The following is a 20,066-nucleotide window of genomic DNA, read 5'->3' as shown; positions in this document are numbered from 1 at the left end:
AGGGCTTCGCGCAGGGCGGTTAGGAAATCGTTAACGCCCCTCGCCGTCCGGCCAGGGGAAGGGGCGGCGGGGCAGGTCCTGCTCGTAGACGGTCTGGTCGGGCCCGTCCTCCATCGCGAGATCCCGCCATTCGAGGAGCGGGCCATGCCCTAGGTGGGCGTCCACGTAGGCGCGCGCGGCCTCTCCCACCGGCAGGTCGTAGCCTGCGATCCGCATGGCGACCGGGGCGAAGAACGCGTCCGCCGCGCCGTAGGGGCCGGAGAGCCAGGGGCCGCCTTCCGCGCGCTCGCGTGCCAGCGCCCACAGCGCCTCCAGCCGGGCGAGGTCGGCGCGCACCGCATCGCCGGGGGTCATGGCCCATCCCTGGCGCAGGTTCATCGGGCAGGCGGCGCGCAGGGCCGCGAAGCCCGAATGCATCTCCGCCACGAGGGAGCGGGCCAGGGCGCGCGCCGCCGGATCGCCCGGCCAGTGGCCGGCACCGGGGTGCCGGCTCGCCAGCTCCTCGGCGATGGCGAGGCTGTCGGTCGCGATCGCGCCGTCCGGGCAGCGCATCGCCGGCACCGTCCGGGCGGGGGCGAAGCGTTCGAGGAGGACGGGAAGCTCGTCCGTGCGCAGCTGGGCGCGGCGGACGCGGACGGGAAGGCCGAAGGCCGCGAGGAGGAGCCATCCACGCAGGCTCCAGGACGAATAGGCGCGATCGCCTATGGCGAGGTCGTAGGGCATGGGGCACCCCTAGCGTGTGCGTCCGGCCCGGTCATCCCCCGTGCGGCGCGCAAAAAATATCGCCCTTCGCCGGGGGTGTGGATGGCCGCTGCCCCGCGATATATCGCCCTTGTGCCAAAGGATATTCGGTGCCGCGTACGCAAGCGCGGAAAGCAAGATGTGCGGCGGGGCGGCACCGTCAAGGCCGCCGCCAGCCACAAAGACGGAAACCAACCGCGTTCCGAAGCAGTTGCTGATCCGTAGGCCGGTCGATCGGTACGAGTCGGACACACGCCTGCGGCAACGACGCGAAGGTCAGACCACGGGGGGTTTCACATGGCTTTCGATGGATATTCCGGGGATCAGTCCCTCTCCCGCCGCGCGATGCAGGCGGAGCTTCTGGACGCCGAGACCGAGCTCGAGCTGGCCTATGCCTGGCGCGACCGGCGGGACGAGAAGGCGCTGCACCGCCTCGTGACCGCCTACATGCGCCTCGCGATCTCCATGGCGGCGAAGTTCAAGCGCTACGGCGCGCCCATGAACGACCTGATCCAGGAGGCGTCGCTGGGCCTGATGAAGGCCGCCGACAAGTTCGACCCGGACCGCGGCGTGCGCTTCTCGACCTATGCGGTCTGGTGGATCAAGGCCTCGATCCAGGACCACGTGATGCGCAACTGGTCGATGGTGCGCACGGGCTCGACCTCCTCTCAGAAGTCGCTGTTCTTCAACATGCGGCGCGTGCAGGCCCGGATCGAGCGGGAGGCCCTGAAGGCGGGCGAGAACCTCGACCGGCACCAGCTGCGCCAGATGATCGCCACGGAGGTGGGCGTGCCGCTCCACGACGTGGAGATGATGGAAGGGCGCCTGGCCGGGTCCGACTTCTCGCTCAACGCGACGCAATCGGCCGAGGACGAGGGGCGCGAATGGATCGACGCCCTCGAGGACGAGCGCGAGCAGGCCGACGTCACCGTCACGGCCGAGAAGGACACGGACGTCCTGCGAAGCTGGCTGGTCACGGCGCTGTGCGGCCTGAACGCGCGCGAGCAGTTCATCGTGCGCGAGCGCAAGATGCGCGAGGAGCCCCGGACGCTGGAATCCCTGGGCAACGAGCTCGGCCTCTCGAAGGAGCGGGTGCGCCAGCTGGAGGCCGCGGCCTTCGGGAAGATGCGCAAGGCCCTGGAGGCGCAGTCGCGCGAGGTGCACGAATTCCTCGCCTGACGGCGCTGGCGGCGGCGGCCCTCCTGGCCGCCCCCGCCCTGGCCGAGCGGATCGGGCCGGCGGCGCTGGACGCGGCCCCGGAGGTCGACGTCCTGATCGTGGGCGAGGCGCACGACAATCCGGCGCACCATCTGAACCAGGCGCGGGCGGCCGCCCATGCCTCGGCGGTGGTGTGGGAGATGCTGACCCCCGACATGGCGGCGGGCTGGGACCCGGCCCTTCTGGGCGACCTCGCCGCGCTCGACGCGGCGCTGGGATGGTCCGGGGCGGGCTGGCCCGACGTCGCGGGCTACGCGCCCATCCTCGAGGCGGCGCGGGCCGTGCCGCAGCGCCCCGGAGGGGTGCCGCCGGCGGACGTCCGGCGCGCCGCGGCCGAAGGGGCCGCCCCCGTCTTCGGCGAGGGCGCCCGGCGCTTCGGCCTCGCGGACCCGTTCGCGCCCGCGCGGCAGGCCCGCGAGGTCGCCCGCCAGGCCGCCGCCCATTGTGGCGCGCTGCCGGAGGACCTTCTGCCCGGCATGGTCGAGGTCCAGCGCCTGCGCGACGCGGCGCTGGCCCGCGCGGCGATCGACGCGCTCGACCGGCACGGCCCCCCTGTCCTGGTGATCGCTGGCAACGGCCATGCGGAGTTCGGCGCGGTCCCGGAGGCGATCCTGCGCGCGGACCCGGAGATCGTCGTGCGGACGGTGGGCCAGCTCGAGGCGGAGCCGGAGGAGGCGCCGCCCTTCGACCGCTGGATCCTCACGGACGCCCCCGGCCGGGACGATCCTTGCGAGGCGTTCCAGTAGGCGCGCGGATCGGATAGGGTCGTCCCTATGCAGGGCAGGCGCATCCTTCTGGTGATCGGCGGCGGCATCGCCGCGTTCAAGGCGCTGGACCTCGTCCGCCGCCTGCGCGAGCGCGGCGCCGAGGTCGTGCCCGTGCTGACCCGCGCCGCCGAGGAGTTCGTGACCCCCCTCAGCGTGTCGGCCCTGGCCGCCCACAAGGTCCACCGCGACCTCTTCGACCTCACGGACGAGGCCGAGATGGGCCATATCGAGCTGTCGCGCAGCGCCGACCTCGTGGTGGTCGCCCCCGCGACCGCGAACCTGATGGGCAAGATGGCGCAGGGCCTCGCGGACGACCTGGCCTCGACCCTCCTTCTGGCGACGGACAAGCGCGTCCTCCTGGCGCCGGCGATGAACGTGCGCATGTGGGAGCATCCCGCCACCCGCCGGAACGAGGCGCTGCTGCGGCACGACGGGGTCCTCTTCGTCGGCCCGGACGAGGGGCCGATGGCCTGCGGCGAGTTCGGGGCGGGGCGCATGGCCGAGGTGCCCGCGATCCTGGCGGCTGCCGAGGCGGCGCTGGGGGACGGGCCGCTGCGGGGCGTTCGCGCGGTCGTGACCTCGGGCCCCACGCACGAGCCCATCGACCCCGTCCGCTACGTGGCCAACCGCTCCTCGGGGGCGCAGGGCGCGGCCCTCGCGGCGGCGCTGCGGGACCTCGGGGCGACCGTGGTCTTCGTCACCGGCCCGGCCGCCGTGCCCCCGCCCTCGGGCGTGGAGGTCCGCCGGGTCGAGACCGCGCGCGAGATGATGGCGGCCGTGCGGCAGGCGCTGCCCGCCGATCTCTTCGTGGGCGCGGCCGCCGTCGCCGACTGGCACGTGGAGAACGCGGCGGGCCGAAAGCTGAAGAAGGAGAGGGGCGCGATGCCCCCCCTGCGCTTCGCCGAGAACCCCGACATCCTGCGCGCCGTCGCCTCCGGGGCGGACCGGCCCGGCCTCGTGGTGGGCTTCGCGGCCGAGACCGACGACCTCGCCGCGAACGCGGAGGCCAAGCGCCTTCGCAAGGGCTGCGACTGGATCGTGGCGAACGACGTCTCGCCCGCGACGGGGATCATGGGCGGGGCCGAGAACGCCGTGCGGCTGGTCACCGCCGAGGGGGCGGAGGACTGGCCGCGCATGCCCAAGGGAGAGGTCGCGCGGCGCCTCGCCGAGAGGATGGCCGCTGCCCTGGGCCGCCCCTTGCGGGGGGCCGAGGCCGCCGAGTAGGCCCCCCCCATGCCGCCGACGATCCGCTTCCAGCGCCTTCCGGGCTTCGACCGCGACGTTCCCCTGCCCGCCTACGCGTCCGAGGGCGCGGCGGCCGCCGACCTGCGCGCCAACCTCCTGGCGCCGGACCGGCGGCACGGGCTGAACCTCGATCCGGGGGCGCGGGCGCAGGTCCCGCTGGGCTTCGCGATGGCGATCCCGGACAGGTGGGAGGCGCAGATCAGGGCGCGCTCGGGCCTCGCGCTGCGCGAGGGGCTGGCCATCGTGAACGCGCCGGGCACGATCGACGCGGACTACCGTGGGCCGGTCTCGGTGATCCTCGTCAACCTCGGCCAGGAGGCGGTGCGCCTTCGTCACGGGACGCGCGTCGCGCAGATGGTGGTCGCACGCGTCCCCCGCCCCATCTTCCGGGAGGTCGAGGTCCTCGGGGGGACGGCGCGCGGGCCGGGGGGCTTCGGATCGACCGGGACGGACTGACGCGGGGGCCGACGGATGCTGCTTTTCCTCGTCGTGGCAGCGGCGATCTGGATCCTGGGCGCGCTGCTGCGGCAGCCCCGGCAGGCGCGCTGGCTTCTCGTCGCGCTGGTCTGGGTGGCTTTCCTGATGCTCCAGATCGCGTTGCCCGAGGGCAGCGCGCTGCGCGAGGCCGTGGGCGGCGAGCCGGTCATATGGGCCTTCTTCGGCCTTCTCGGCGTGGCGATCTTCTACTACGGCCGGTGGCTGAACGGCCTGCGCGGCAAGGCGCCGGAGATGGAGGTGCTGCCCTCCGAGACCCCCGACGACCGGCTCGGGCGGCATGCGCGGCACATCGTCCTGCGCGAGATCGGCGGCCCCGGGCAGCGGCGCCTCTGGGAGGCGAAGGTGCTGGTGGTGGGGGCCGGCGGCCTCGGCTCGCCGGCGCTGCTCTACCTCGCGGGGGCGGGGGTGGGCACGATCGGGGTGATCGACCCGGACGTGGTCGACGTCTCGAACCTTCAGCGGCAGGTCATCCATCGCGAGGCGGACGTGGGCGCCCCGAAGGTCGCCAGCGCCCTGCGCGCGGTCAAGGCGCTGGCCCCGCAGGCGGTGGTGCGGCCCTATCGCCGGCCCTTCACCCCCGAGATCGGGCGCGACCTCGTGGAGGACTACGACCTCGTCCTCGACGGCACCGACGACTGGGCGGTGCGCGAGGCGGTGAACGGGGCCTGCGCGGCGGCGGGCGTTCCCCTGATCTCGGGCGCGATCGCGCAATGGGAAGGGCAGCTCTCGCTCTTCCATCCGGCGGCGGGGCTGCCCTGCGCGCGCTGCGTCTTCCCCGAGGAGCCGGCCTCCGGCCTCGCCCCTTCCTGCGCGGAGGGCGGCGTGGCGGGCCCTTTGCCGGGGGTGATCGGCTCGATGATGGCGCTGGAGGCGGTCAAGCACCTCGCCGGTGCGGGCGAGACCCTCGGGGGGCGCCTCCTCCTCTTCGACGGGCTCACCGCCGAGACCCGCGTCATCGCCGTGCGGCGCGATCCCGACTGCGCCGTCTGCGGACGGATCGCGGCCGCCGGGTAGGGGCGTTGCGTCCCCCGCGTGACGCGCCATGATCGGGCCGGCATCCGTCCGCCGTCCCAGCAAGGAGAGAAACCCATGCGCCGCGTTCCCGAAGCCCTCGCCCTCGCCGCCCTCGCGGCGGGGCCCGCCCTCGCAGACCTGCCCGACCTCGGGGGGCGCGAGATCGTCGTCGCCACGGAGAACGCCTATCCGCCCCTCCAGTACATCCGGGATGGCGAGCCGGTCGGATGGGAGTACGACGCGATGGCCGACATCGCCGAGCGGCTGAACGCGGAGGTCTCCTACGAGAACATATCCTGGGACGCTATGATCCCCGCGGTCTCGGACGGGCAGTACGACATGGGCATGACGGGCATCACCATCCGCGACGACCGCCGCGAGGCGGTGGACTTCTCCGCGCCCTACATGACGAGCGAGATGCTGATGCTCGTGCGCGCGGACGAGGACCGGTTCGACGACGCCGAGGGGTTCGCCGCCGATCCTGACCTGCTGATGGCCGCCCAGCCGGGGACGACGCCCTTCTATGTCGGCGTCTACGAGGTGCTCGACGGCGACGAGGCCAACCCCCGCATCGTCACGTTCGAGACCTTCGGAGCGGGCGTCCAGGCGCTGCGGACGGGGGACGTGGACTTGGTGCTGTCGGATTCGACGGCCGCGCAAGGCTATGTCGGCGCGTCCGAGGGGGCGCTGAAGATCGTCGGCGAGCCCCTGGGAACCGAGCAGTTCGGCTTCATCTTCCCCAAGGGGTCGGACCTCGTCGCGCCCATCGACGCGGCCATCGAGGCGATGGAGGCGGACGGCACGCTCGACGAGCTGAACCGGCGCTGGTTCGTCGAGACCGAGCTGGGGCAATAGCGGAGTTGACCGCGAACGGTCGGCCCCAGGACGGGAAAGGCCCCGCGCGATGCGCGGGGCCCGTTCCTTCGTCCTGGCCGTCCGGCCTACATCACGTCGCCGACGGTCTGAACCTCGGCTTCGATGTCGTCGCCGTCGAACCAGCCTTCGAAGAAACCTTCCTCCTCGATCGTCACCACGGCGTCGCGGTTGACGTCGGCCGTGTCGTAGAGGTCGCTCGCATACTCGTCCGAGTTCAGGAACCCGTCCTGGTCGGCGTCGTACTCGGCGAAGCGGGGCGCGACGTCCGTGCCGTAGAAGCCGCCGAACTCGCCTTGGTCGAGCATGCCGTCGGCGTTCGCGTCGTAGTCGGCGAACGCGCCGCCCTGGTAGGCGTCGCCGTAGTAACGGACGTTCGCGGTGTCGAACTCGTCCTGCGAGATCAGCACGTCGTTGTCGGTGTCGTAGTCCGCGTAAAGGCCGGTCGCATACTCGTTCTCGTCGAGCATCGTGTCGCGGTCGCGGTCGAGCGCGTCGAAGTAGCCCGTGTCGGCGAACCCGGTGTTGAACGTGTCGCGGTCGAAATCCGTCCCGATCGTGTCGGAGAGGCGGACGTCGGCGGCGGCGGCGGTGGCCACCAGCGCGGCTGCGGCGGTCGTGGCGAAGAGCTTCTTGAAGGTCATGTGATCCTCCGGCTTGCGTGCGTGTCGGCCCGGCGGGACGTCCCCGCCAGGGTCTGCAAGGAGAACGGCGAGGGGGGAGGGACGGTTCCGATCCCCCCCGGGCCTTTCCCGGCCCATGGGCGACGGGCCGCATGAGCCCCGCGCCCGGCCGCGACTTCCCCTGGTGGCTGCTCGCCGCGGCGGGGCTGCTCGGGGCCTACGTGGTCTCCGTCTGGGGCGATCCGTTCTACGTCGACCTCGCGCGGACGCTCCTGCGGGGGGTGTGGGTGACGCTGGGGGTGACGGGGGCGGCCTTCGTGCTCTCCTGCCTCGCGGGGATGGGCCTCGCGCTGATGAGCCTGTCGCGTTGGGTGGCCGTGCGGCAGGTCGCACGGTTCTACGTCGAGATCGTGCGCGGCGTGCCGGTGCTGGTCCTGCTGCTCTACGTGGCCTTCGTCGGCGCGCCGGCCCTGGTCGCGGCTTGGAACTGGGTGGCCGAGCCCCTTGGCCTCGGGACCGCGCGCAACCGCGACTTCCCCTTGATCTGGCGCGCGATCCTGGCGCTGGCCATCGGCTACGCCGCCTTCCTGTCGGAGGTGTTCCGCGCCGGCATCCTCTCGGTCGAGGGGGGGCAGATCGAGGCGGCGAAGGCGCTGGGGCTGCGCCCCGGGCAGCGCTTCCGCCACGTGGTGCTGCCGCAGGCGGTCCGAACGGTGCTGCCGCCCCTGGGCAACGACTTCGTGGCGCTGGTGAAGGATTCCTCCCTCGTCAGCGTGCTGGGGGTGCTGGACGTGACGCAGCTGGGGAAGGTCACGGCCGTCAGCAACTTCCGCTATCTCGAGACCTACAACATGGTCGCGCTGATCTACCTGACGCTGACGATCACCCTCTCGATCCTGCTGCGCCGGCTGGAGGGGCGGCTGCGCCGCAAGGTGGCGCGGGGCGGCGCGGGACCCTAGATCCGGGCGGCGCCCGAAAAGGAGGCCCCCGCCATGACCGACCCGCTTCTCGCCGACTGGGACACGCCCTTCGCCATCCCGCCCTTCGGGGCGATCTCGGACGACGACTGGGCGCCCGCCGTGGAGGCCGCCCTGGAGGAGGCCCGGGCGCGCGTCGCGGGAATCGCGGACGACCCGGCGCCGCCGACCTTCGAGAACACGGTCGAGGCGCTGGAGCGGGCGGACGCGCCGCTCTCGAGGGTGCTGGGGCCGTTCTACGTCCTGAACGGGGCGGACACGAACCGCGACCGGCAGGCGCTGGCGCGGAAATTCGCACCCGAACTGGCCGCCTACGGCAACGAGGTGGCGATGAACCGCGCGCTCTTCGAACGCATCGACGCCCTCTGGGCGCGACGGGACGCGCTGGGGCTGAGCGCCGAGCAGGAGCGGGTGCTGATGCTGACGCGCCGGGGCTTCGTGCGGCAGGGCGCGCTGCTGGAGGGCGCCGAGCGCGAGCGGCTGGGCGCGATCAAGGTGCGCCTCAGCGAGCTGGGCACCCGGTTCGCCCAGAACCTGCTGGAGGACGAGGCGGGATGGTCCATGCCCCTTTCCGGCGAGGACATGGCGGGGCTGCCGGAGTTCGTGCGCGACGCCGCCCGCGCCGCGGGCGAGGAGCGGGGGGCGGAGGGGCCGGTCCTGACCCTCTCGCGCAGCCTCGTCGTGCCGTTCCTGCAGTTCTCGGAGCGGCGGGACCTGCGCGAGAAGGCCTGGCGGGCCTGGACCTCGCGCGGGGCGAACGGGGGCGGGACCGACAACCGCCGCCTCGCCGCCGAGATCCTGGCGCTTCGCAAGGAGCGGGCGGCGCTTCTGGGATACGGAAGCTTCGCCGAGTTCAAGCTGGAGACGGAGATGGCCGGAACGCCCGAGGCGGTCGCCGACCTCCTGACGACCGTGTGGGAGCCCGCCAGGGCCAGGGCGCTGGAGGATCAGGCCGCCCTGCAGGCCATGGCCGCAGGGGACGGGGTGAACGGACCCCTCGAGCCCTGGGACTGGCGTTTCTACTCCGAGCGGCGGCGGCGGGCGCTGCACGACCTCGACGAGGCCGAGATCAAGCCCTACCTCGCGCTCGACGCGATGCGCGAGGCGGCGTTCGAGACCGCGAGCCGCCTCTTCGGGCTGGAGTTCCGCGAGCTGCCCGACGCCCCGCGCTGGCATCCCGACGTGCGCGTCTGGGAGGTCTCGCGCGAAGGCAGGCACATGGCGGTCTTCTTCGGGGACTGGTTCGCCCGCCCGTCCAAGCGGTCGGGGGCGTGGTGCACGGCGATGCGGTCGCAGTCGGCGATGGACGGCGAAGTGCGCCCGCTCGTCGTCAACGTCTGCAACTTCTCGAAGGGCGATCCGGCGCTGCTGGGCTGGGACGACGCGCGGACCCTGTTCCACGAGTTCGGGCACGCGCTGCACCAGATGCTGTCGGACGTGCGCTACGAGAGCGTCAGCGGCACGAGCGTGGCGCGCGACTTCGTCGAGCTGCCGAGCCAGCTCTTCGAGCACTGGCTGGAGGTGCCCGAGGTCCTGGAGCGGCACGCGCGGCACGTCGAGACGGGCGAGCCGATGCCGCCCGCGCTGCGCGAGCGGCTGCTGGGCGCGGGGACCTACGACCAGGGCTTCGCGACGGTCGAGTACGTGGCGAGCGCGCTGGTGGACCTGGCCTTCCACGGGCCGGACGTGCCGGAGGACCCGATGGAGCGCCAGCGCGCCGTGCTGCAGGAGATCGGCATGCCCCGCGCGATCCCGATGCGCCACGCCACGCCGCATTTCGCCCACGTCTTCGCGGGGGACGGCTATTCGGCCGGATACTACTCCTACATGTGGTCCGAGGTGATGGACGCCGACGCCTTCGCCGCCTTCGAGGAGGCGGGCGGGCCCTTCGACGCGGACGTCGCCGAGGCCCTGGAGGAGAACATCCTCTCGGTCGGCGGCTCGGCGGAGGCGGCGGACCTCTACCGGCGGTTCCGGGGGCGGATGCCGGGACCCGAGGCGATGCTGCGCGGGCGCGGGCTGGCGGCGTGAGGGCCCCCGGCGGGCGCGGCGCGCGGCGTCCGGGCGCTGGCCAGGCGCGCGCGCCGCGCTAACCTTCGTGGGGCGACCGGAGGGCGAGCCCATGCGCGGAACGGTTCTGGCACTGGCGATTACGATGGCGGGCGCGGGATTCGGCGCGGCGGCGCAGGAGACCCCCGAGGCGACGATCCGGGCGCAGATCGAGGCGTTCGGACGCGACGACTTCGCGGCGGCCTTCGAATACGCCTCGCCCGCCCTGCAGGGGATCTTCCGCACGCTAGAGCGGTTCGGGATGATGGTGATGGACGGCTATCCGATGGTCTGGCGCCCGGAGGAGCTGCGGATGCTGGGCGCCGAGGACGTGCCAGGCGGCGTCGTCCAGCGCATCGGCGTCGTCGGGCCGGACGGGGCCTATCACGAGCTGGACTACCGGATGCGCCCCGTGGCGGGCGGATGGGTCATCGAGGGCGTCAGGATCCTCGACCCGATGGAGAACTCCGTCTGATCCGGGCGTGATCCGGCGGCGATTCGGGCCGCCTGCGGGGCCGCGCGCGGCGTTCACGAAGGCTTAGGCTGATCGTGCCGCGCGCCGATTCCCCCCGCTTCGTCAACGCCCGCGCCCGCGCGGGGGGCACCGCGCGCCGCCCCAACGGACTGGTAATCCTTCGGGGGCATCCTTCTTCCCACGGCACGCGGTCCCCGGACGGGGGGGACGGGGCGCGGGCCGTGCGGCGGGCGGCGGCCCGGGCCCCGGGGGGGGGTCCGGGCCGCCAGGCCGGCCGCCGGGCACGAAGGGGGGACGCGCGGCATGAACAAGACGATCACGGACGGGGTCCATTTCGATCCGCCGGCCTTCGTGGCCGGCCTCGGGCGGTGGTCCAGCCAGGACGGGCTGCCGGGGCAGGACAGCTACGACGGCGCGGCGAACGCGGCCTTCGTGCCGTCGGACGCCGACTTCAACGGCTGCCTGGAGATGCTGAAGACGCAAGGGGTGCAGAAGCTGCGGGCCTTCGACCGCATGCCGTTGTTCCCCGGCACCTACCTGAAGGTCACGGCGCGGGTGAAGGCCGTCTCGGGCAACCTGCCGCGGGTGCGGATCGCCGGCTTCGCGGCGACGGCGCAGGGCGGCGCGGCGCCCGGGGCGGACGCCCACGGGCCGGAGGTGCGCCTCGCGGCCTATGGCGAGGTGGTCGAGGTCAGCGCGATCCTGGGCACCGGGCGGCGGCCGGGCGTCGACATGACCTGGACCGGGGCGGATCACGGGCATGTCGGGCTGGACCTCGTCGGCGCGTCGGGCGGGATCGTGCGGATCGACGACATCCGGGTCGAGGACGTGACCGCCGCCTGGCACGGCGAGATGATGGGCGTGGTCGACGTGCGCGACTTCGGCGCGCGGGGCGACGGGGTGGCGGACGACGCGGACGCGCTGGACGCGGCGGACGCGGCGGCGGCGGGCCGCGCGGTCCTGGTGCCCGAAGGGGTCTTCCGCTGCGGGCGCGGCGTCACCTTGTCCAGCCCGGTGCGCTTCGAGGGCCGCGTCGCGATGGCGCCGGGGGCGCGGCTGACGCTGGTGAAGGACTGGGACTTCGACACCTACGTCTCGGCCTTCGGGGGCGACGAGCGCCTCGCGCTCGAGCAGATGATCGCCGTGCTCTACAACTTCTCGGACCATTGGACGCTGGACCTGAAGGGCCGGCGGATCGCGCTGGACCGCCCGCTGGACGTCGCCGCCATCGTCGGCAACCGCGAGACGTTCAACATCGCGCGCACCATCACGGGCGGCGCGTTCGAGGCGCAGCCCTCGCCCGCATGGGAGGACGTGGTGGTCGTGCAGGCGGCGACCTACGACCCCGACGCCGACCCGCGCGCGCTGGTCGGCCTGCCGAACGCGGCCGCGATCCCCGTGGGCGCGCGCCTCTCCGCCCCCGGCGTCGGCCGCGAGGTCTACGTGCGCGAGGTCGACGCCGCGGCCGGCCGGCTGGTGCTGTCGGCCCGCCTCTGGGGCGCGCGGGGCCGCCAGAGCTACGAGTTCCGGCGCCACCAGTACGTCCTGGACTTCTCGGGCTTCCGGCAGATGTCCAAGCAGTGCATCGAGCGCAACAGCGTCTTCTGCAACGGGCACGCCTCGGCCGTGCTGCTGGCGCCCGAGGGGATCGCCAACCAGATCCGGCAGAACGGGTTCTTCAAGCCGAAGGACCGGGCGATCACCTCGCCCGGGCGGGCCTGCCAGGGGCTGGAGATCACCGGCAACAACTTCGAGTCGGACGAGACGCGCAAGCGCGCGCAGGACCGCACGAGCCTCGTCTTCAACGTCAATGCGAACGACGCGAAGGTGCGGGACAACCGCTGCATGTTGTTCGGCGCCTTCGGGGTGATGCACGGCTCGGGGCACCTGATCCTGGGCAACCACTGGTTCCACGGCGACGACGAGCCGCTGGGCGTGCGCCAGGCGGGCCTCGTGCTGACCGAGCCCAACTCGAAGACCACGATCACGGGCAACTACGTCGACAACACCACGATCGAGCTGACCAACGAGCACGAGCACGAGCCGGACTTCGCCGACCAGTTCTCGTTCGGGGGGGTGTCGATCACCGACAACGTGTTCACCGCGATCGCCGTCGCGCCGAGCTTCCGGTTCATCCGGATCAAGCCCTACGGCACCGGGCACTTCGTCAACGGGATGGTCGTCACGGGCAACGCGTTCCGGCCCATCCACGCGCGGCTCGAGCGGGTCGAGGAGGTGGACACCACCTTCGCGGCGCTGAACCCCATGCGGGCGCGCAACGTCACCTGGGAGGGCAACGCCTACGTCCTCGTCGAAAACGAGACGGCGAACCCGGTCTATCGCGACCATGTCGAGGGCTCGCGCGGGGCGACCTGGGACATCGACTTCGGCCCGCAGCTGCCCTTCGGTGGCAAGGTGCGGGCGGTCGAGGGGCTGGTCCCCGTCGGGCCGGTGCAGGGCGCGCGCGGCACGGTCTGGGCGCAGCCGCACGTGCTGATGGGCCGCGGCGCCGCCGGGCAGAGCCTGCACGTGAAGTGGCCCGAGCCCGTGTCGGGGCGCGTCGCGGTGCGGGCGCGGATGGACAACCCGCTCTGACGGGCCACCTCGGGGGGCATGGTGGCCCCCGAGGACGTCCAGGACTACCCGCGCCCGCCGCGCCTCGAGCCGGCGGGCGCGCCGCTGCGCGTGGCCCTGGGCGGCGCGGTCGTCGCGGAGACGGTGCGGGGCTGGCGGGTGCTGGAGACGCACCATGCGCCGACCTACTACCTGCCGCGCGAGGACGTGGCCGAAGGGGCGCTGCGCCCCGCGGGGGGCGGATCCCTCTGCGAGTGGAAGGGCCGTGCGCGCTATTTCGACGTTCATGCGGGGGGCCGGGTCGCGCGGCGCGCCGCCTGGAGCTACGAGGCCCCGGCGCGGGGCTTCGAGGCGCTCGCGGGGGCGGTCGCCTTCTACGCCGGCCCGCTGGAGGCCCGGGTCGGCGACATGGACGTCATCCCCCAGCCGGGCGACTTCTACGGCGGCTGGGTGACGCCGAACCTCCGGGGCGTCGTGAAGGGCGGGCCGGGCACGGAGGGCTGGTAGGGCCGGGGCCCCTGCCCCTAGTGTCCGCGCCGAAAGGGAGGGACGCATCATGGCGATCGCGAGGCCGCTGGACGAGGACGAGATGGACCCCGCGCTGCGCGAGGAGGTCCAGTTCTTCAAGGGCCCGCTCGGGGTGATTCCGGGCAGCGTGCGGACCATGGCCCACCGGCCGGAGGTCGCGCAGGCGTTCACCGCGCTCAACGTCGCGGTGATGCGAGGCACCGGGTCCGTCACGCCGGAGCTGAAGCGGCTGATCGGCTACGCGTCGAGCTTCGCATCGGGCTGCATGTACTGCCAGGCGCACATGATCCTGGCCTCCGAGCGGTTCGGGGCGTCGGAAGAGCGGCTGGCCGGGGTGTTCGACTTCGAGGGCTCGGACGCCTTCGACGGGGCCGAGAAGGCCGCGCTGGCCTTCGCGCGGGCGGCGTCGGCGGTGCCGAACGCCGTGACGCCGGCGCTGGAGGCGCGGCTGCGCGAGCACTGGGACGAGGGGGCCAGGGTCGAGATCATGGCCGTCGTCGCCCTCTTCGGATGGCTGAACCGGTGGAACGATTCCATGGGCACCGCGCTGGAGGACCTGCCCCGATCGCGCGGGGAGGGGCGGCTGAGCGAGGCCACGGGATGGGCCGTGGGCAAGCACGGCTAGAACTCGCGCACGAGGGCGAGGCGCAGCCCGGGCGCGTCGCCGGCGCGCAGCCCGACCTGCACGCCGCCCCATTCGAAGGCGCGGCTGGCGGCGGGCACCACGGCGGCGTGCAGGCCCTGCGCGTCGAGGCGGGTCTGCACCCCCAGGCTGAAGGTCCAGCGCCCCCGGTGCAGCCCGAAGATCCCGTCGAGCTTGGCCTCCGACAGCGGGCCCGCCCCGAGGAGGTCGAGGTCGAGCGCGACCCAGCCGGGGCCGATGCCCTCGTCGAAGGAACGGCCCAGCGAGGCGCCGAGGAGGACGGCGCCGCGCGCCTCCCCCTCGCGCAGGACGCCGAGGCCGAGGCGCAGCGAGGCGAGCATGCCCGCCGCCCGTGCCGAGTCCAGCGCGCCGCCCGTCCCGCCGGGCGCGAGCACCGCGCGCTGCGCGAAGGCCACGAGGCGCGCGTCGCGCCCGCCGCGGCCCGCCACCGCCCCGAGGGAGAGGCCGGGCGCGGCGGCCCGCTCGGCCCAGAGGCCGGCCCAGGCGCCGGGCCCCCGCCCGTCGGCCGAGAGGGCGAGATAGGTCCCCTCCGCGCGCACCCATGGCCCGGCGGCGGCCGGCCCGGGACCGAGGAGGAGGAGGAGGGCGAGGAGGAGGGCCGGGACGCGCATCGGCGCAAGCTGCCCGGGGGGCGGTTAACGGCAGGTTAACGGCGGGCGCCGCGCGGCCTGGTCCCCGCGCAGGCCGAGGTCATCGGGCGTCATCCGGTGGGCCCGGCCGAAGCCGCCGTTCAGGAAGGAGGGGCGAGGCGCGAGGCGCAGCATCCGGAAGTCGGCGAAGTCGACGTAGAGGGCGGCCTTGGGATGGGCGCGCAGCCAGGCGCCCCGGCGGGCGGGCTTGCCCTCCGGCACCGCCACGGCGTTCAGCGAGAGGCGTGGATGGGCCAGGGGGTCGCCCTTCGGCCCCGCCTCGCCCAGGAGGAGGGCGCAGCGCGGGTCGGCCCGCAGCGCCGCCGCGTGCTGCGAGAGGTCCGAGACGAGGAGGAGGAGGTCCGCCCCGTCGAGCGCGCAGGCCACGCGCGAGGCGAGGGGCCCGCCCGTCTGCGGGTCGAGCGTGGCGAGCGCGCCGTGCCGCGCGTCCCGCAGGATGGCGCGGGCCAGGGCGCGGGCCGGGTCGTCGGCGGGCTGGACGGGATCGGCCATGCGCGCGAGGGTGCCACGGCGCGCGCCCGCGGGCCAGCGCGGGACGCGGCGCCCGGCCGCGCTAGATGCCCCCCGAAGAGCGGAGGATGCGGATGGAAGAGTTTCTGGGCGGCCTCGGGATCGCCGCGGTGGTGGTGCTGGCCCTGGTGGGCGCGGTGGTGGGCTACGGCCTCGCGCGGGCGATGGGGGGGAACGGGTTCCTCGGCGCGGTGCTGGGGGCGCTGGCGGCGGTGTTCGCGCCCTTCGTGCTGACGCTGCTGGGCACGACCGTGCTCGTCGGGGCGGGGCTGCTGGTGGTGGCCTTGGTGGGCGCGCTGGTCGCGGCGGTGATCGTCGGCGCGGTGACGGCCCTGCTGCGGCGGTAGGGCCGTTCGGCGGTCGGAGGAACCTTGCCGGTTCCGAATCAGTGGGCCGATCGCCGATGATCCGGTCATGCCGACCGTCTTCCGAGAAGCGAAACTTCGCGCCTTCTTCTATTCCAATGAAGGTGACCCGCGTGAGCCGATCCACATCCACGTCCGGAGGGGGTCCGCCGAAGTGAAGCTGTGGCTCGAGCCGTGGCCGACCGTCGCGCGCTCGACGGGGTTCGCGGCGCGCGAGCTTGCTGCTATCGTGCGTCTGGTCCGCGACCGGCGGGCGGAGATCGAGGCGGCCTGGCATGAGCATTTCGGCGACTGAGGTACGGTTCGACGCCGACCAGATGTGGGTTGGGCTGTCGGATGGACGCACGGTCGGCGTGCCGCTGGCCTGGTTCCCCCGGCTGATGGCCGCGAGCCCGGCGGAGCGGGAGGCCGTCGAGATCGGCGCCTACGGGTTGCACTGGGAGGCGCTGGACGAGGACGTCTCGGTCCAGGGCCTCCTGGCGGGCCACGGCGACCGGACGGCGCGGGGGCCAGAGGCGGCGTAGGGCGGGGTTCGGGGCGACCGACGCCGGGACCATCGCACCGGACCCAGAGGGCGGAACCCGTTCCGCTGCGGCGGAGTGAACGCCGCCCTAGGGTGGAAGCCATGCGACCGCGCCGAGCCAGCGTAGGTCGCGCTTCAGCCCGCCGCGCGGGGGCGTCGGGCTGAAGCCCGACCTACGATCAACGAAATGCACTGCCGTTCATACCAATGGCACGAGTCATACGTCCGCTGGTTGATCGACATTGCGGAACTGTATTGGCACTTGATCTGGTTTGAGGGTCCAGCCTTCTTCGCCGGTCGTCATTATCCGCCCTTCACCACCCAGAGACACTAGCATCTCCCGGACTTCTTCTTCGGAGGAACCGACAGCAATCGATAATCCATGAATATCGATTATTAGCATTTCGGTAGCCTGAAAAATTCGCTTTAGCATTCGTTTCCTTGGTTCGACCCATCTTCGATTATGAAACCGCTTTCGGACCTCTTCGAGAAGAAGCGGACCAAGGAACGAGCCGAATGCCGAACCCGCAAATATTGCAGCGAGTATCTCTACAGTCGCGGCCATCTAGGAAGAACGCCCCCGCTTCCCCTTCCGCTTCACGTTCCCCCCTCGTTGTCCCGGCCTCCCGGCCGTCGACCGCCCCTCCGCCGCCCGGGCGTCCTCCACCGCCTGCTCGACGGCCGATTGCTGGACCATCGGGTCGCCTCCGACGGCGAGGTCCACGGCCTCGAGGCGCTTGACCTCGTCGCGCAGGCGCGCGGCCTCCTCGAACTCGAGGTTCTCGGCGGCCTTCCTCATCTGCTCGCGCAGGCCGTCGAGATGGGCCTGGAGGTTGGCGCCGACCATGGGCTTGTCGACCTTGGCGGTGACGCGGCTCATGTCGACGTCGCCCTGGTAGAGGCCGGCGAGCACGTCCTCGACGTTCTTCTTCACCGTCTCGGGGGTGATGCCGTGCGCCTCGTTGTAGGCGATCTGCTTCTCGCGCCGGCGGTTCGTCTCGGAGAGGGCCCGCTCCATCGAGCCGGTGATGGAATCGGCGTACATGATGACGCGCCCGTCCGCGTTGCGCGCCGCCCGGCCGATGGTCTGGATGAGCGAGGTCTCGGACCGCAGGAACCCCTCCTTGTCCGCGTCGAGGATCGCCACCAGCCCGCATTCGGGGATGTCGAGCCCCTCGCGCAGCAGGTTGATCCCCACGAGCACGTCGAAGGCCCCGAGGCGCAGGTCGCGCAGGATCTCGATCCGCTCGATCGTGTCGATGTCCGAATGCATGTAGCGGACCTTGATGCCCTGCTCGTGCAGGTACTCGGTCAGGTCCTCGGCCATGCGCTTGGTGAGGGTGGTCACCAGGGTCCGCATCCCCTTCTGCGAGACCTTCCGGATCTCGTCCAGGAGGTCGTCGACCTGCATGGAGACGGGCCTGATCTCGACCTCCGGGTCGAGAAGGCCGGTGGGGCGGATCACCTGCTCGGCGAAGACGCCGCCGGCCTGCTCCAGCTCCCACGCGGCGGGGGTGGCGGAGACGAAGACCGACTGGGGGCGCATGGCGTCCCACTCCTCGAACTTGAGGGGGCGGTTGTCCATGCAGGAGGGCAGGCGGAAGCCGTGCTCGGCCAGGGTGAACTTGCGGCGGTAGTCGCCCTTGTACATCGCGCCGATCTGCGGGACCGAGACGTGGCTCTCGTCCGCGAAGACGATGGCGTTGTCGGGGATGAACTCGAAGAGGGTCGGGGGCGGCTCGCCCGGGGCGCGGCCCGTCAGGTAGCGGGAGTAGTTCTCGATCCCGTTGCAGACGCCCGTCGCCTCGAGCATCTCGAGGTCGAAGTTGGTGCGCTGCTCCAGCCGCTGGGCCTCGAGGAGCTTTCCCTCCTCCTCCAGCTGCTTCAGGCGGACGGCCAGCTCCTTCTTGATGCCGCCGATGGCCTGCCTCATCGTGGGCTTCGGGGTCACGTAGTGCGAGTTGGCGTAGATGCGGACGCGGTCCAGCTCGGCCGTCTTCTTGCCGGTGAGGGGGTCGAACTCGTCGATGGACTCCAGCTCCTCGCCGAAGAAGGAGAGGCGCCAGGCGCGGTCCTCCAGGTGCGCGGGATGCACCTCGAGCACGTCGCCGCGCACCCGGAAGGAGCCGCGCTGGAAGGCGGCGTCGTTGCGGCGATAGGCCTGCGCGACGAGGTCGGCCATCACCGCGCGCTGGTCGTACTGGTTCCCGACATGGAGGTCCTGGGTCATGGCCGAGTAGGTCTCGACCGAGCCGATGCCGTAGATGCAGGAGACGGAGGCGACGATGATGACGTCGTCCCGCTCGAGCAGGGCGCGGGTGGCCGAGTGGCGCATCCGGTCGATCTGCTCGTTGATCTGGCTCTCCTTCTCGATGAACGTGTCGGAGCGGGGGACGTAGGCCTCGGGCTGGTAGTAGTCGTAGTAGGAGACGAAGTACTCGACGGCGTTGTCGGGGAAGAATCCCTTGAACTCGCCGTAGAGCTGGGCCGCGAGGGTCTTGTTCGGGGCGAGGATGATCGCGGGGCGCTGCGTCTCCTCGATGATCTTGGCCATGGTGAAGGTCTTGCCCGTGCCCGTCGCCCCGAGGAGGACTTGGTCCCGCTCGCCGTCGCGCACCCCGCCGGCCAGCTCGGCGATCGCGGTGGGCTGGTCGCCCGCGGGCCGGAACGGCGTCTCCATCCGGAAGCGGATGCCCCCTTCCAGCTTCTCGCGCTGCTCGGGGCGGCGCATGGTCATGGGCATGTCGGCGGCGGGGGCGGCGCCCCGCCGTTCGGGCAGCTTGTCGGAATGGGCGTAGGCCATGCGAGGTTCCCCCTGCGTTCCCCTTCGACCTACGGTCCGGGGGGCGCAATGCAAGGGGGCGCGGCGCCGGCGCGGCGCTTGCGCGGCGGGGCGGGGAGGGGCATATCGATGCCGTTCCACCGCGGAGGGCCCGATGCGCGCGCGACTCTACCAGCCGGCCAAGACGGCGATGTCCTCCGGGCAGGCGCGCACTCGCGGCTGGGTGCTGGAGTTCGTGCCCCAGACCGCGCGCGAGGTGGACCCCCTGATGGGCTGGACCTCGTCCCGCGACACCCAGGCGCAGGTCCGCATGAGCTTCGACACCCGCGAGGCCGCCGAAGGCTACGCGGAGGCGCACGGGGTCGAGCTGGTCGCGAAGGACCCTCGCAGGCGCGCGCCGAACGTGCGCGCGGGCGGCTACGGCGAGAACTTCGCCACCGGCCGGCGGGGTTCGTGGACGCATTGAGGGTCGGGCGGGCCTCCGCTTCGGAGGCGGACGTCCGGGCGCTGATCGAGGCGCACCACGCGCTGATGGTCCGCATTTCCCCGCCCGGGTCGTGCCACGTGATGGATCCCGGCGCGCTGGAGGCGGCGGGCGCCCGCCTCTTCGCGGCGCGGGGGCTGGCTGCGCAGGGGGCGACGCTTCTCGGCATCGGGGCGGTCAAGGCGATCCGCGACGGCCATGCCGAGATCAAGTCGATGCACACGGCCGCGGCGGCGCGAGGCCGGGGCGTGGGCCGGGCCCTGCTGGCGCGGCTGATCGCCGAGGCCCGCGCGATGGGCGCGTCCCGGGTCTCGCTGGAGACGGGCGGCTGGGACGACTTCCTTCCCGCCCGCCGGATGTACGGACGCTTCGGCTTCCGGGAATGCGGGGCGTTCGAGGGCTACGCGCCCGACCCCGAGAGCGTCTTCATGACCCTGGAGCTGGGCGCCGTGCGGGACGGCGTGCAGGACGGGGAACTGGACGGGGCCCCCGCGCCGGGGCAATGA

General features: G+C 72.7%; 22 protein-coding genes. 17 read left to right on the top strand and 5 right to left on the bottom strand.

The window, feature by feature from the left end; translation table 11 throughout:
* Nucleotides 1-30 precede the first annotated feature (30 nt).
* Nucleotides 31-723: a glutathione S-transferase gene (locus BCF33_RS08990; RefSeq protein ID WP_106160616.1), complete on the bottom strand. Its 693-nt coding sequence runs from the start codon at nucleotides 721-723 to the stop codon at nucleotides 31-33.
* 315 nt (nucleotides 724-1,038) lie between these two features.
* On the opposite strand from BCF33_RS08990, the gene BCF33_RS08985 reads away from it, so the two are divergent.
* The 6 genes from BCF33_RS08985 to BCF33_RS08960 all read left to right on the top strand — a co-directional run bounded on the left by BCF33_RS08985 (nucleotide 1,039) and on the right by BCF33_RS08960 (nucleotide 6,338).
* Complete coding sequence (locus BCF33_RS08985; RefSeq protein WP_106160615.1) at nucleotides 1,039-1,920, top strand: RNA polymerase factor sigma-32; 882 nt, start codon at nucleotides 1,039-1,041, stop codon at nucleotides 1,918-1,920.
* On the top strand, nucleotides 1,908-2,705 hold the full coding sequence (locus tag BCF33_RS08980; RefSeq protein ID WP_106161504.1) for a ChaN family lipoprotein: 798 nt from the start codon (nucleotides 1,908-1,910) through the stop codon (nucleotides 2,703-2,705). Before BCF33_RS08985 ends, BCF33_RS08980 begins: the two co-directional genes overlap by 13 nt.
* Nucleotides 2,706-2,732: 27 nt before the next feature.
* The gene (coaBC, locus tag BCF33_RS08975; protein WP_106160614.1) at nucleotides 2,733-3,950 is read left to right on the top strand and encodes a bifunctional phosphopantothenoylcysteine decarboxylase/phosphopantothenate--cysteine ligase CoaBC; all 1,218 of its coding nucleotides are present in this window, start codon (nucleotides 2,733-2,735) and stop codon (nucleotides 3,948-3,950) included.
* A gap of 9 nt (nucleotides 3,951-3,959) precedes the next feature.
* Nucleotides 3,960-4,427: a dUTP diphosphatase gene (dut, locus tag BCF33_RS08970; protein ID WP_106160613.1), complete on the top strand. Its 468-nt coding sequence runs from the start codon at nucleotides 3,960-3,962 to the stop codon at nucleotides 4,425-4,427.
* Between the two features lie 15 nt (nucleotides 4,428-4,442).
* On the top strand, nucleotides 4,443-5,483 hold the full coding sequence (locus BCF33_RS08965; protein ID WP_106160612.1) for a HesA/MoeB/ThiF family protein: 1,041 nt from the start codon (nucleotides 4,443-4,445) through the stop codon (nucleotides 5,481-5,483).
* A gap of 75 nt (nucleotides 5,484-5,558) precedes the next feature.
* Nucleotides 5,559-6,338, top strand: a complete 780-nt coding sequence (locus BCF33_RS08960; RefSeq protein WP_106160611.1) for a transporter substrate-binding domain-containing protein — start codon at nucleotides 5,559-5,561, stop codon at nucleotides 6,336-6,338.
* Nucleotides 6,339-6,424: 86 nt separating this feature from the next.
* Here the strand turns inward: BCF33_RS08960 and BCF33_RS08955 are convergent, their stop codons facing one another.
* Nucleotides 6,425-7,000, bottom strand: a complete 576-nt coding sequence (locus BCF33_RS08955) for an EF-hand domain-containing protein (RefSeq protein WP_106160610.1) — start codon at nucleotides 6,998-7,000, stop codon at nucleotides 6,425-6,427.
* 131 nt (nucleotides 7,001-7,131) lie between these two features.
* Between BCF33_RS08955 and BCF33_RS08950 the strand changes: the two genes are divergently transcribed.
* The 6 genes from BCF33_RS08950 (at nucleotide 7,132) to BCF33_RS08925 (ending at nucleotide 14,207) form a co-directional block, all read left to right on the top strand.
* Complete coding sequence (locus BCF33_RS08950; RefSeq protein ID WP_106160609.1) at nucleotides 7,132-7,938, top strand: amino acid ABC transporter permease; 807 nt, start codon at nucleotides 7,132-7,134, stop codon at nucleotides 7,936-7,938.
* 33 nt (nucleotides 7,939-7,971) lie between these two features.
* Complete coding sequence (locus tag BCF33_RS08945; RefSeq protein WP_106160608.1) at nucleotides 7,972-9,987, top strand: M3 family metallopeptidase; 2,016 nt, start codon at nucleotides 7,972-7,974, stop codon at nucleotides 9,985-9,987.
* Between the two features lie 91 nt (nucleotides 9,988-10,078).
* The gene (locus tag BCF33_RS08940) at nucleotides 10,079-10,480 is read left to right on the top strand and encodes a DUF4864 domain-containing protein (RefSeq protein ID WP_106160607.1); all 402 of its coding nucleotides are present in this window, start codon (nucleotides 10,079-10,081) and stop codon (nucleotides 10,478-10,480) included.
* Between the two features lie 303 nt (nucleotides 10,481-10,783).
* The gene (locus tag BCF33_RS08935) at nucleotides 10,784-13,075 is read left to right on the top strand and encodes a glycosyl hydrolase family 28-related protein (protein ID WP_106160606.1); all 2,292 of its coding nucleotides are present in this window, start codon (nucleotides 10,784-10,786) and stop codon (nucleotides 13,073-13,075) included.
* An 18-nt stretch (nucleotides 13,076-13,093) separates the two neighbouring features.
* Complete coding sequence (locus BCF33_RS08930) at nucleotides 13,094-13,561, top strand: DUF427 domain-containing protein (protein ID WP_106160605.1); 468 nt, start codon at nucleotides 13,094-13,096, stop codon at nucleotides 13,559-13,561.
* A gap of 49 nt (nucleotides 13,562-13,610) precedes the next feature.
* Nucleotides 13,611-14,207, top strand: coding sequence for a carboxymuconolactone decarboxylase family protein (locus tag BCF33_RS08925; RefSeq protein ID WP_106160604.1), 597 nt, complete (start codon nucleotides 13,611-13,613; stop codon nucleotides 14,205-14,207).
* Here the strand turns inward: BCF33_RS08925 and BCF33_RS08920 are convergent.
* Together BCF33_RS08920 and BCF33_RS08915 are read right to left on the bottom strand one after the other, a co-directional pair.
* Nucleotides 14,204-14,857 carry a hypothetical protein gene (locus BCF33_RS08920; RefSeq protein ID WP_106160603.1) on the bottom strand — a complete coding sequence of 218 codons (654 nt, stop codon included), beginning with the start codon at nucleotides 14,855-14,857 and terminating at the stop codon, nucleotides 14,204-14,206. The genes BCF33_RS08925 and BCF33_RS08920 overlap by 4 nt on opposite strands.
* A gap of 24 nt (nucleotides 14,858-14,881) precedes the next feature.
* Nucleotides 14,882-15,388 carry a pyridoxamine 5'-phosphate oxidase family protein gene (locus BCF33_RS08915; protein WP_106160602.1) on the bottom strand — a complete coding sequence of 169 codons (507 nt, stop codon included), beginning with the start codon at nucleotides 15,386-15,388 and terminating at the stop codon, nucleotides 14,882-14,884.
* A gap of 92 nt (nucleotides 15,389-15,480) precedes the next feature.
* Between BCF33_RS08915 and BCF33_RS08910 the strand changes: the two genes are divergently transcribed.
* The 3 genes from BCF33_RS08910 (at nucleotide 15,481) to BCF33_RS08900 (ending at nucleotide 16,295) form a co-directional block, all read left to right on the top strand.
* Complete coding sequence (locus BCF33_RS08910; RefSeq protein WP_106160601.1) at nucleotides 15,481-15,753, top strand: GlsB/YeaQ/YmgE family stress response membrane protein; 273 nt, start codon at nucleotides 15,481-15,483, stop codon at nucleotides 15,751-15,753.
* Between the two features lie 67 nt (nucleotides 15,754-15,820).
* The gene (locus BCF33_RS08905; protein ID WP_106160600.1) at nucleotides 15,821-16,066 is read left to right on the top strand and encodes a DUF4160 domain-containing protein; all 246 of its coding nucleotides are present in this window, start codon (nucleotides 15,821-15,823) and stop codon (nucleotides 16,064-16,066) included.
* Nucleotides 16,047-16,295 carry a DUF2442 domain-containing protein gene (locus tag BCF33_RS08900; RefSeq protein WP_106160599.1) on the top strand — a complete coding sequence of 83 codons (249 nt, stop codon included), beginning with the start codon at nucleotides 16,047-16,049 and terminating at the stop codon, nucleotides 16,293-16,295. Before BCF33_RS08905 ends, BCF33_RS08900 begins: the two co-directional genes overlap by 20 nt.
* Nucleotides 16,296-16,859: 564 nt before the next feature.
* On the opposite strand, the gene uvrB is transcribed toward BCF33_RS08900, so the two are convergent.
* Complete coding sequence (gene uvrB, locus BCF33_RS08895) at nucleotides 16,860-19,097, bottom strand: excinuclease ABC subunit UvrB (protein ID WP_106160598.1); 2,238 nt, start codon at nucleotides 19,095-19,097, stop codon at nucleotides 16,860-16,862.
* Between the two features lie 133 nt (nucleotides 19,098-19,230).
* Between uvrB and BCF33_RS08890 the strand changes: the two genes are divergently transcribed.
* On the top strand, nucleotides 19,231-19,542 hold the full coding sequence (locus BCF33_RS08890) for an ETC complex I subunit (protein ID WP_106160597.1): 312 nt from the start codon (nucleotides 19,231-19,233) through the stop codon (nucleotides 19,540-19,542).
* Nucleotides 19,530-20,066 (top strand): GNAT family N-acetyltransferase, encoded by a 537-nt coding sequence (locus BCF33_RS08885; protein WP_245883789.1) that lies wholly within the window; start codon nucleotides 19,530-19,532, stop codon nucleotides 20,064-20,066. Before BCF33_RS08890 ends, BCF33_RS08885 begins: the two co-directional genes overlap by 13 nt.

The organism is Hasllibacter halocynthiae (assembly GCF_003003095.1).
Taxonomy (GTDB): Bacteria; Pseudomonadota; Alphaproteobacteria; order Rhodobacterales; family Rhodobacteraceae; genus Hasllibacter; species Hasllibacter halocynthiae.
This window is presented reverse-complemented; position numbering and strand designations above follow the sequence as displayed.

Excerpts from the sequence above, each read along its gene's own strand:
- BCF33_RS08990 (WP_106160616.1), bottom strand. The coding sequence starts at position 723 with ATGCCCTACGACCTCGCCATAGGCGATCGCGCCTATTCGTCCTGGAGC.
- BCF33_RS08985 (WP_106160615.1), top strand. The coding sequence starts at position 1,039 with ATGGCTTTCGATGGATATTCCGGGGATCAGTCCCTCTCCCGCCGCGCG.
- coaBC (WP_106160614.1), top strand. The coding sequence starts at position 2,733 with ATGCAGGGCAGGCGCATCCTTCTGGTGATCGGCGGCGGCATCGCCGCG.
- dut (WP_106160613.1), top strand. The coding sequence starts at position 3,960 with ATGCCGCCGACGATCCGCTTCCAGCGCCTTCCGGGCTTCGACCGCGAC.
- BCF33_RS08965 (WP_106160612.1), top strand. The coding sequence starts at position 4,443 with ATGCTGCTTTTCCTCGTCGTGGCAGCGGCGATCTGGATCCTGGGCGCG.
- BCF33_RS08960 (WP_106160611.1), top strand. The coding sequence starts at position 5,559 with ATGCGCCGCGTTCCCGAAGCCCTCGCCCTCGCCGCCCTCGCGGCGGGG.
- BCF33_RS08955 (WP_106160610.1), bottom strand. The coding sequence starts at position 7,000 with ATGACCTTCAAGAAGCTCTTCGCCACGACCGCCGCAGCCGCGCTGGTG.
- BCF33_RS08950 (WP_106160609.1), top strand. The coding sequence starts at position 7,132 with ATGAGCCCCGCGCCCGGCCGCGACTTCCCCTGGTGGCTGCTCGCCGCG.
- BCF33_RS08945 (WP_106160608.1), top strand. The coding sequence starts at position 7,972 with ATGACCGACCCGCTTCTCGCCGACTGGGACACGCCCTTCGCCATCCCG.
- BCF33_RS08940 (WP_106160607.1), top strand. The coding sequence starts at position 10,079 with ATGCGCGGAACGGTTCTGGCACTGGCGATTACGATGGCGGGCGCGGGA.
- BCF33_RS08935 (WP_106160606.1), top strand. The coding sequence starts at position 10,784 with ATGAACAAGACGATCACGGACGGGGTCCATTTCGATCCGCCGGCCTTC.
- BCF33_RS08930 (WP_106160605.1), top strand. The coding sequence starts at position 13,094 with ATGGTGGCCCCCGAGGACGTCCAGGACTACCCGCGCCCGCCGCGCCTC.
- BCF33_RS08925 (WP_106160604.1), top strand. The coding sequence starts at position 13,611 with ATGGCGATCGCGAGGCCGCTGGACGAGGACGAGATGGACCCCGCGCTG.
- BCF33_RS08920 (WP_106160603.1), bottom strand. The coding sequence starts at position 14,857 with ATGCGCGTCCCGGCCCTCCTCCTCGCCCTCCTCCTCCTCCTCGGTCCC.
- BCF33_RS08915 (WP_106160602.1), bottom strand. The coding sequence starts at position 15,388 with ATGGCCGATCCCGTCCAGCCCGCCGACGACCCGGCCCGCGCCCTGGCC.
- BCF33_RS08910 (WP_106160601.1), top strand. The coding sequence starts at position 15,481 with ATGGAAGAGTTTCTGGGCGGCCTCGGGATCGCCGCGGTGGTGGTGCTG.
- BCF33_RS08905 (WP_106160600.1), top strand. The coding sequence starts at position 15,821 with ATGCCGACCGTCTTCCGAGAAGCGAAACTTCGCGCCTTCTTCTATTCC.
- BCF33_RS08900 (WP_106160599.1), top strand. The coding sequence starts at position 16,047 with ATGAGCATTTCGGCGACTGAGGTACGGTTCGACGCCGACCAGATGTGG.
- uvrB (WP_106160598.1), bottom strand. The coding sequence starts at position 19,097 with ATGGCCTACGCCCATTCCGACAAGCTGCCCGAACGGCGGGGCGCCGCC.
- BCF33_RS08890 (WP_106160597.1), top strand. The coding sequence starts at position 19,231 with ATGCGCGCGCGACTCTACCAGCCGGCCAAGACGGCGATGTCCTCCGGG.